Source organism: Bacteroides sp. AM37-9 (assembly GCF_003603455.1).
Lineage (GTDB): Bacteria > Bacteroidota > Bacteroidia > Bacteroidales > Bacteroidaceae > Bacteroides > Bacteroides xylanisolvens.
On the sequence record NZ_QTNF01000008.1, the window covers coordinates 37983 to 48324 of the forward strand.

The 10342-nt window shown below is 42.1% G+C and carries 8 protein-coding genes; 4 read left to right on the forward strand and 4 right to left on the reverse strand.

Features of this window, described 5'->3' with window-relative positions:
- The first annotated feature begins 4 nt into the window (after positions 1-4).
- The 4 genes from lepB to DW862_RS07660 all read left to right on the forward strand — a co-directional run bounded on the left by lepB (position 5) and on the right by DW862_RS07660 (position 2501).
- Entirely contained in the window at positions 5-946 is a 942-nt protein-coding gene (gene lepB, locus DW862_RS07645) for a signal peptidase I (RefSeq protein WP_120067637.1), read from the forward strand.
- Between the two features lie 80 nt (positions 947-1026).
- Positions 1027-1665: a WbqC family protein gene (locus DW862_RS07650; protein ID WP_120067640.1), complete on the forward strand. Its 639-nt coding sequence runs from the start codon at positions 1027-1029 to the stop codon at positions 1663-1665.
- A gap of 180 nt (positions 1666-1845) precedes the next feature.
- A complete protein-coding gene (locus tag DW862_RS25835; protein WP_165861893.1) occupies positions 1846-1998 on the forward strand; it encodes a hypothetical protein in 153 nt (50 codons plus the stop codon).
- Entirely contained in the window at positions 1998-2501 is a 504-nt protein-coding gene (locus DW862_RS07660) for a DUF6169 family protein (RefSeq protein WP_207895136.1), read from the forward strand. The genes DW862_RS25835 and DW862_RS07660 overlap by 1 nt, the downstream gene beginning before the upstream one ends.
- Before the next feature lie 112 nt (positions 2502-2613).
- Here the strand turns inward: DW862_RS07660 and DW862_RS07665 are convergent, their stop codons facing one another.
- The 4 genes from DW862_RS07665 to DW862_RS07685 form a co-directional block, all read right to left on the reverse strand.
- Entirely contained in the window at positions 2614-3102 is a 489-nt protein-coding gene (locus tag DW862_RS07665) for a hypothetical protein (RefSeq protein ID WP_008641706.1), read from the reverse strand.
- Positions 3103-4374: 1272 nt separating this feature from the next.
- Positions 4375-6621 carry a glycoside hydrolase family 3 C-terminal domain-containing protein gene (locus DW862_RS07675; RefSeq protein WP_165861894.1) on the reverse strand — a complete coding sequence of 749 codons (2247 nt, stop codon included), beginning with the start codon at positions 6619-6621 and terminating at the stop codon, positions 4375-4377.
- A 191-nt stretch (positions 6622-6812) separates the two neighbouring features.
- Entirely contained in the window at positions 6813-8810 is a 1998-nt protein-coding gene (locus DW862_RS07680; RefSeq protein ID WP_120067646.1) for a DUF5125 domain-containing protein, read from the reverse strand.
- A gap of 22 nt (positions 8811-8832) precedes the next feature.
- Positions 8833-10323, reverse strand: coding sequence for a glycoside hydrolase family 30 beta sandwich domain-containing protein (locus tag DW862_RS07685; RefSeq protein ID WP_009040968.1), 1491 nt, complete (start codon positions 10321-10323; stop codon positions 8833-8835).
- Positions 10324-10342 lie beyond the last annotated feature (19 nt).

The following is a 10342-nucleotide window of genomic DNA, read 5'->3' on the forward strand; positions in this document are numbered from 1 at the left end:
GTTGATGAACATTCGTAAATTCAAATGGATACTAGCATTTGCCGGAGCAGTAGCCGTAGTGCTTCTGCTCCGGGGATTTGCTTTCACATCCTGCCTTATCCCTTCCACCGGCATGGAGAATTCCATTTTTCAGGGTGAACGTATCCTGGTCAACAAATGGAGTTACGGGCTGCGGGTTCCTTTCATGTCGCTTTTTTCTTATCACCGCTGGTGCGAGAGTCCTGTGCGTCGGCAAGACATCGTAGTATTCAATAATCCTGCCGGAATCCGGCAACCTGTCATCGACCGTCGGGAAATCTATATCAGCCGCTGTCTCGGAGTTCCGGGAGATACGTTATTGGTCGATTCTCTTTTCTCCGTTATTTCTCCGGAGGCACAGTTTAACCCGGATAAGAAAAGACTTTATTCGTACCCCGCTTCAAAAGAAAATCTGATTACGTCACTCATGCATACCCTTTCCATCACCAACGACGGATTGATGGGAAGTAATGACAGCACCCATGTGCGTAGTTTCAGCCGCTACGAATATTATCTGCTGGAACAGGCCATGAATGGGAAAGAGAGTTTCGTTCAACCTTTGTCAAACAAAGAAGATGCCGAACCAAATCCGCTGATTGTCCCCGGAAAAGGGAAATTTATCCGGGTCTATCCCTGGAACATGACCTTGCTGCGGAATACCCTCGTGATGCACGAAGGCAAACAGGCAGAAATAAAGAACGACACTCTCTACGTGGACGGAAAACCCACACAACACTGTTATTTCACCAAAGATTACTATTGGATGGGGTCTAACAATACCGTCAACTTCTCCGACTCACGGCTCTTCGGATTTGTCCCGCAAGACCATATCATCGGAAAAGCCTCCATCATTTGGTTCTCCAAAGAAAAAGATACAGGGTTGTTTGACGGATATCGATGGAACCGTTTCTTCAGAACAGTGAAATAATCTTCCGGATCATAAAAGAAACAACCCCTTCATAATATCTCATAATATCCTTAATAACAGAGCCTCCTAAACGAATTAAAATGAAAGAAATGAATATCGCTTATTTATCTTCAGCCTATCTCGCTCCCGTTGAATATTATACCAAACTACTGGCTTATGACAAGGTATTTGTAGAACAATACGACCACTATATAAAACAAACCTACCGCAACCGGTGCACCATTGCCGGCCCATCGGGTGAGTTAGCTCTTTCCATCCCAACCGTAAAGCCCGATACATTGAAGTGCCCAATGAAGGATATCCGCATCTCCGATCACGGCAACTGGAGACATCTACATTGGAACGCCATCGAATCGGCCTACAACAATACTCCTTTCTTCGAGTACTACAAGGATGACTTCCGCCCTTTTTATGAAAAGAAATACGAGTTTTTAATCGATTTCAACGAAGAACTCTGCCGGATGGTCTGTGAACTGATTGATATTCACCCCACCATTGAGCGTACTTCCGAATATAAGATGGAGTTTGCTCCCGGAGAATCCGATTTTCGGGAAGTGATTCATCCGAAAAAGGATTTCAGGGAAGTGGATAAAGAATTTGTTCCGCAACCTTACTATCAGGTTTTCGAGTCCAAACTGGGTTTCCTGCCTAATTTAAGTATCATAGACCTGTTATTCAATATGGGACCGGAAAGTCTGTTGGTACTGGGTAAGCAATGACCGCTTCAATCTATCATTATCCATACATCAACTTTCTGATACAAGGAATGTATATGTTCTACGGAAATAGGTACATGCATTAAATGTCAAATTCTCTACAACTAATAAATAAATGCTCGAATGTAATTGATTATCAGTGAGAATTTGTTATTTTTGCAGAAAGCAAAGAAAGTATATGATATGAAAGCAAAGAAAACAAGAGAAGAAGTCCTCACCAAATTTCAGACTGCAAAGGAGAAGAAAAAGGAATGTCTTGTCCAATTGGAAAAGTCGATGAAAGAGGAATACAAGAAACGTACAGGCAAGGAGGTTGAAAACTTTTTTGCACTATAATGCAATCTCTTTCACTCGAACATATTAACGAGAAATCGTCTTATCAGGTAGAACCGACCGACAAAGTTGGATTCTACCAGTTCTTTACCGATGGAGGTGTACATTATTTCATTGGTTTCATGGAAGATGATGTTCTGTTCGTGAAAAATTCATATCAATTAATTATTGCCAATCTTAATAATCACAAATCCCCCCGTGATAGCAAAGTACGTGATACCATTGTTTCTATCGTTGACGAATTCTTCAATCGCAACAATTCTACATTGCTTTATATCTGTGAAACAGGTGATGACAAACAACGTATGCGTAGTCGCCTATTTGAATATTGGTTCTCGACTTACAACCGTAAAGCCCTTTTCACAATGATGTCATCTTCTATTGTGGATGCAGATGGCATTGTGAACTTCGCAACAATCATTCTTCGTAATGACAATCCGCATCTGTCTGAAGTCATTACGGAATTTACAGAATCGATTCAGTTGCTTAGTCAAAAGCCCCAATAGAGCAGATGACTAAGTGATCAGGGTTTAGCGATAGCATCATACATCATAATGCTATAACCCGTATCATACTCTCAACTAAACCATAATCACTAAATGAGCTCTATAAAGCTGTTTATACCGCTACTTCTTCACGATTCTTCTCTTCATTAGATTCTGCCGCATCCAACCGATTCAATAAGTATCGTACATTCTGAAGATGTATATTGTTATTCCGATCCATTTTCTTAAACTGCCAACTGTTTTTAGTGGTATTCAGTATACAATTCATTAACGTTCCCACTGCATCAGCACTCTGGAAACGATTGGTATTGGAGATTTGCGTATTCATCATGTGCGCGCCGAATCCTCTAATCACCTCTTTCACACTTATCGACTTATAAGTACGGATGGCTTCAAAGGCCGCCACATTACTATAAAGCGTATTAGCTAAATCCTCCAGTCTCTTTCGATCTGTTCGTTCCACTAGATAGCTTTCAGGATTCATAAAACAATTGAGGGTCAGATAAAAAGACATCATTTCATCATCGGATGAAAAGATAGCGTGCATGAGTTGCGTCGCGTCCCCCGGACGGGCCTCCTGGTTGCTTAAAACTTCTTCCATAAGAATTTTAATTAAATGGTGAATAAATTAAGTTTAATGGGGCGATACAGAAAGGTAGTTTTAAGGAATAAAAGAAGCGGTTCCGCCTGTCCCATTGCATTCCACTATCCACGACAGCAGTAGGTGCACTAACATCCTACATGGGGGTGCGAAACCGCCATATAGGATTAATGAGACGGACATAAAAAAGCCCGCCACACTGATACGGCAGGTTCTCTGCCGTGGTTTAAAATGGAATGCACTACAAAGATAGAATATAAAATCAGAAAAGAGAAAAGAAAATCAGTATTAATTGAAGTTTACAGCAATAAGCTTAAGACAGAACCGTCTAAAGACTACTTGCAACTATAAGATTCATTTTGAAGGTTCACCGGTTTCACCTTTAGCTGAATGACTATAAATCAAAACCTTATGGTGAAAGAGGATGCAAAATACAGAAAGAACCATCCTTCACCTCCTTCACAAAGATAAAAAGCCGAGGGATAAATGACAAGATAGCACTGTGGAAATGCTTACATCATATAAATTAATGAGTGTATACATCCAATTTGTTGGGTATATATATCCAATGTATTGGGCATATATATCCTACACGTTGGATATATATATCCTGCGTCTTGGGTATATACATCCAACAACTCAAGTATTAATAACCTAGATACAAAGTATTAATAGCCTATAACTCAAGTATTAATACTTAAAACAACGGCACAGTACCTTTCACATCTCTGGATGCACTACCGATGACTGCCTCAAACTCGTAGACCATTGAGCAAGATTTATAAAGCTATTTCGCAATTAGTTTCAACCCTATTTGAAACACTTCGTTTCCCTGCTTGAAACAAAGTGTTTCAAGCAGGGAAACGAAGTGTTTCGCACCGAGAAACGGATTGTTTCAAGCCTTGAAACAATTCTTGAAACTAATCGCTACTGGTGAAGAGATAGTGAAGTTGTTGCCCTTCACCCGTAAACTCCTTATTCATCGAGGAAACAGAGAAAAGGTGAAAGGGGAGTTGAAAAGGTGGGAAATAAATATCCAGTGGAAAAAATTATTCGATTCTGTACGGAACAGGCAAATCGTCCACATTTTGTGGACAAATTCGATTTTATCCTTTTCTCATCGAACTTAAAGCTACTTTTTCCTATATGGGAAGATAATACAAATTAAGGGTGAATGGTAGTAAGTTCTATCCTGACTATAAACAAAGAAGGCGGCTCCTGTACCCGGAACCGCCTTCATCTCCTAAAAAAGATCTCTAACCAAACATCTACCTATTTCAACTCAAATGGCACAATACCTTTAATATCTCTGGATGAACTACCAATGATTGCCTCAAACTTGCCCGGTTCGGCCACCCATTCGTGTTTGGCATCATCAAAGAAGCTCAATGCTTTCTTATCAATCGTCAGCGTTACCGCTTTCTCTTCTCCCGGAGCCAATTTCACTTTTTGGAAACCTTTCAACTCTTTTACCGGACGAGGGAGAGAGGATTTCTTATCACTGATATAAAGCTGAACAACCTCCTGACCTTCACGAGTGCCTGTATTCTTCACATTGACTGTGAAAGAAATGGTATCATCTGCTGTCATTGTTTTCTTGTCGGCCGAGGGTTTTCCATAGGCGAAAGTAGTGTAGCTCAATCCGTGTCCGAACGGGAACAGCGGTTTGATTTTCTCTTTATCCGCCCAGCGATAACCTACGAAAATATCCTCCCGATAGATTTCATTAATGGTGTCCCCTCTATGTTTAGACTGTGCCAGTTCTTCTTTATTACCCGGATATTCTCCCAGTTTATGAGCACCTACATCTTCCAGTTTTGCAGGGAAAGTGAAAGGAAGTTTTCCTGAAGGATTAGCGTCTCCCACCAATACGGAAGCAAGAGCTGTTCCGGCTTCCGAACCCAAGAACCACCCCTGAACAATAGCAGGCACTTCATTCACCCAAGGCATAGCCACTGCATTGCCGGAGATATTGACAACAATCAGGTTTTTATTCACCTTTGCCAGTTCGCTTATCACTCTATCCTGCGCGTATGGCAAACCCAAAGAGGCACGGTCCGAATCTTCACAATCCTGATGATTACTCTTGTTCAAGCCACCGAAGAAGATAACATAGTCGGCATCTTTAGCCGCTTGCAAAGCCTCTGCGAGCAGTTCATCTTCCGAACGGTTGTCCTTCAAATCCTGACCGGTTTTCACACCGTTATACTCTCCTGTCGGATCGCCTACATACCCACGGGCATATACCACTTCCGCTTTTGAGCCCACACGGCTTTTCAGTCCATCCAACGGAGAAATCTCATATTTCACTTTCAAAGAAGAACTACCACCGCCCACAGTCATCATCTTTATCGCATTTTCACCGATTACTGCTATTTTCTTCGTTTTATTCAAATCGATAGGCAATACGTTACCGTTGTTCTGCAACAATACAATGCCTTCTTCTCCAATCTGACGTCCGGCTTGTCCGTGCTCGGGAGAACCTAAAGAGCCGAACGGTTTGTGCGGATCCATTGAAGTACGGAATATCAGACGAAGGACATTGCTAACCTTTTCGTCCAGTTCCTTTGTTCCTACTTTACCCTCTTTTATCAGTTTCAGGTAAGGGAAAGCAAGATAGTAATTATCATACGCATTTCTCGTTCCGGCAGACAGTCCGTTCGTCCAGGAACCAAATTCCAAGTCCATGCCGTTGTGAATAGCCTGTTCGGTGTTGTGCACACCACCCCAGTCGGACACTACAACACCATCAAAGCCCCATTCATCACGAAGAATATCTTTAAGCAGACGCTTGTTGTGACAAGCGTGCTGTCCCTGATAAAGATTATAAGAGCCCATAATCGACCATGTTCCACCTTCCTGAACAGCCGCTTTAAAAGCAGGCAGGTATATTTCATAAAGAGCACGATCACTCAATTGCACATTGGTGGTATGACGGTTGAACTCCTGATTGTTCAATGCATAATGCTTCACACAGGCAGCTACCCCATTCTCTTGTACACCTTTAATGTAAGGAACCACCATAGTTGCGGACAGATACGGGTCTTCTCCCATATACTCGAAGTTACGTCCGTTCAAGGGAGTACGGTAGATATTCACACCGGGACCCAACAAGATGTCTTTCTTGCGATAACGCGCCTCTTCACCGATACTTTTCCCATAAAGATGCGACATTTCGGGGTTCCATGTAGCAGCAAGACACGTCAGTGCCGGATAGGCAATACAGGAGTCGTTTGTCCATCCCGCCTGATCCCATTCATCCCACAACACTTCCGGACGGATACCGTGAGGACCGTCGGTAGCCCATACTTCGGGGATTCCGAGGCGAGGAACGCCTGCCGAACTAAATTTAGACTGTGCATGAATCATCTTCACCTTTTCTTCAAGGGTCATCCGGTTCAATGCATCTTTCACTCGCTCTTCGATAGGCTTACCAGTATCCAGATACACGGGCTTCTGCGCAAAGGCAGGAAACGCAGTCATCACAGACAAGCCAAGTAACATTGCTTTGAGTTTCATGTTTATTGATGATATAAGAAATGAATTAATACTTTATTTATATAGACTCCCAAACAGGGGATATTTCCTAGTTGCGGACGGGTTTATTAATGTTTTTTACATTATTCCGACCAAAGATGAATCCTGAAAGGGTACAATTCATCATACCCTTTCAGGATAGTTTCAATAAAAATCCGGCATCAATCTTCAGATCAATTTATTTTCTCAACCTTCAGATCAGCATTTGCATTGCCATTCGTTACATCAATGGTAAATCGATAGACAGCTCCTTCTTCAAATGCTTTATTATCCTGCATTTCCAAATTTCCGGAATCTGCAAGTTTAAGCTGTTCCACTAAAATAGAGCTTGCATAATTGCCGAATTCTCCTCCCCAATCATTTTGATAGAAGAACTTAAAGCTAATCGCCTCCCAGTCACCACTAGTCTTCAACGTTTCCCCGGCTTTCAAGGTTAGCTGATACTTTTTAGGAGCAACTTGCGCCAGACAGAGCGCTTTACCTGGCTCCCAACCTACTTCGGAAGACGTAACAGAAGGCTTACCGATTCCTTTCCCGATAGCCCAGATTGCACCCGTTCCGTCATCTTGCAATTTGGCCGGTTTACCATCTTTCAAAGCCATTACAGAAAAATACTTCAAAACAGCATTAGCTGTCACCCGATAATCTCCGTTAATCGGCAGGAACTTCAATGCACCATCACTTTGTTTCTCAAAGAAGTCAGGATCGATCCACCATTCATTCAAATTATCAATGCCTGTAACAGTTATCATTTGTCCTTGTGTAAACGCCTGATCCGACTTATATATATCAGTATCTGTCACCTCCATCTTATCATTACCAAAGAAAATATCCGGTGCAGGTAAATCTACCTTCCCTACTTTCTCCACTGTCAACACAGCCTTGGTATTGCCTTTCGTCACATCAACTGTAAACCTGTAAATTCCTCCTCTTTCGAACTTCTGACCTTCTTCCAGTCCCAAGTTTCCGTCCGATGAGATTTTAACCAATTCACTCGTTGTAGAAATAGCATCACCCTTAAACTCGCCGTTGTCCCATTTATTGATATGGAAGAACTTAAAGTTAATATCATCCACTTTCATGGTAACGCCAGCTATAAATGTCAGTTGATACTTCTTCGCAGTAAGCTGTGGCATACACAGACCGTTTTCCGGAGTCCATCCGACTTCAGAAAGTGCCACCGACGGTTTACCGATTCCTGTTCCAATAGCCCAGATAGCACCTGTTCCATCATCCTGCAACTTGGCTGCCTCACCATTCTTCAAAGCAATGACAGAGAAATACTTCATTTTACCATTGGCTGTTATTTGGTAACTTCCGTCAATCGGCAGGAATTTCAATGTTCCATCTTCCTGCTTTTCAAAATAATCCTGGTCTATCCACCAATTATCATAATCAGGCACCCCTTCAAACGCTAGAATGTCATTCTTCTTCAAAGTCAACTTGATTGCATAAATATCATTCTCTACCAATTCCATATCTTCACCGTTCACCTTTAACTTGGCAAATGGTTCTGCCTCGTAAGTCAACGTATTAAACTTGATAGCATAATTTCCCGGTTCCGTATTAGAAAATGAGATAGCATTAGTAGAACCGGCTTCAATCGTTCCATTCTCCCAGCCGAAGGTCAATTCGTTCCCATTCTCTCCCACTTTCGGAGTCTTGATATACGCTTTCATCTTTTGCGAGAAGTCTCCTGTCACACTATACTTGTACATGGATTGACGTTCCATCCGGTACTCTTTTCCTTCCTCATCCACTAATGTCAGGTAGGGGAAGTCCGGTCGTGCCAGAGCGAGTTCTTTCGTCATTTCTGTGGTAGTAAAATGAATGTTCTGAAGAATATATTTCAAAGTTGCCTTTCCATTAGGAATATTAGCATAATAAGGAACAAAGATTTTACCAGTATAGTCATTTCCGCTTGTCTTTGTACGGATGACCGTTTCAGACACTTGTTCTTCTCCATAAAAAAGCTGTGCTTTCAACGTAGAAAGAGGCACATCCACATCCGAGGCTTTAATCGTAAACGGAAGACTGTCACCAAAAAGAGCATCTGCATTCTCTGCTTTGATTTCCATACTCGGATTACCGGGCAAGAATTCGTCATCATTACAGGAATTCATGGATAACATTCCTGCCAAAGCCACTATAATATAACTGTTTTTTTTCATTGTCTTGATCGTTTTAAAGTTCTTATTCCGACTTTGCCCAACGATAGGAAGTCACAGATTTGCCCGGAACATCATAAGCAAAATGACGCTTACCATCACTTAAGGTTATCTTTTTAGTCTTTTCATTATTATTCATCAGTACAAAAGCGTATGTTCCATCCGGATTCTCGAAAGCAGAATACATGATATTGCTATCAGCATAGCCGGATGCACCGATACGTACCGCTCCCGGTTTCACCACACTTGAGAGATGGGCGATGATATAATAATGTGAGTTGCGGATAATTGTCTTATAGTCGCTATTACTGATATCCACCGCTCCGTAGCAAGTCTGGCAACCGCCTTCACGGTTAGGAGCACGGTCATTATCAAGCATCAGGTTCCACACTATAACTCCCCGACACCAGTTGTTGATCGTACCCAATGCTACTTCTTTCATATCTTCCAGCAATCGTTTCGACAAATCACGTCCGCTATTCCATGTTCCGATAGAAGTCTCCGTGAAAAGAAGTTCCTTTTCAGGATAGGCTTTATGTATATTTAAAAGCTCTTCGCGATTCCCGCCATAGTTGTGATAAGCAGCTCCGGCCAGGTATTGGGAAGCTGCTGCGTCTTCATACATCTTACCGGGGTAGTTCTTTTCTGTTGCAATATCACTATAATCATAGTTATGATCGTATGCATAAATTTTCGTAGCCAGTCCGGCTGCCTTGAATTTAGGTCCGAGTGCTGTTTTCACAAAGTCCCTCTGTTCTTCCCAACTCATATAAAGCGAAGCGGAATTACCACGGTTCAACGGTTCGTTCTGGGGAGTTACAGCATAAATATCAATGCCTTCGGCGTTGAATGCTTGTACCCATTTCACAAAATAAGTGGCATAGTCCTGATAATAGGCTGGATTCAGTTGACCGTTTGTCCATGAATCCAGCGGAGTAAGGTCTGTGAGACTCTTTACTTTCATCCATTTTGGACAAGTCCAAGGGGCGGCAATGACTTTAATAGAAGGATTGATGCTCAAAATCTCTTTCAGAATCGGAAGGATATAGTCTTTCTCTTCACTTTGCAAAGCAAAATGTTCAATACCTTTCGTATCACAGCAGGTATATTCGCTCAATGAAAAGTCGGAGCAGCCGATGGAGATACGGATATAGCTAAATCCGAAGCCTTTGTCGTCAGAGAATGTTTCCGTAAGGAAGGCGTGACGATCTTCCGGTTTCATTTGCAGAAGATTAAAACAAGTGGCGCCTGTGATAGCAGCTCCGAAGCCATCCATTGTCTGATATTGTTCAGTCGGATTCAATGTGATTGAAGTAGGTGCCAAATTATCTTTCGAGCTGAAATTAACGGCATCACGGGTCAAATCGCGAGTCAGGCTGCTAGTGGTCGCATAAATAGTCACATCTCCGGTCGGAACAGGTGTAACCGGTTTCTCCGCATCGTCACTGTTGCTGCATGCAGCTAATATGGTGAAGCATCCTAAAAAGGTCAATGCTATATTTCTCATGTCTATCATAATCTTAAGTTTTCTATGT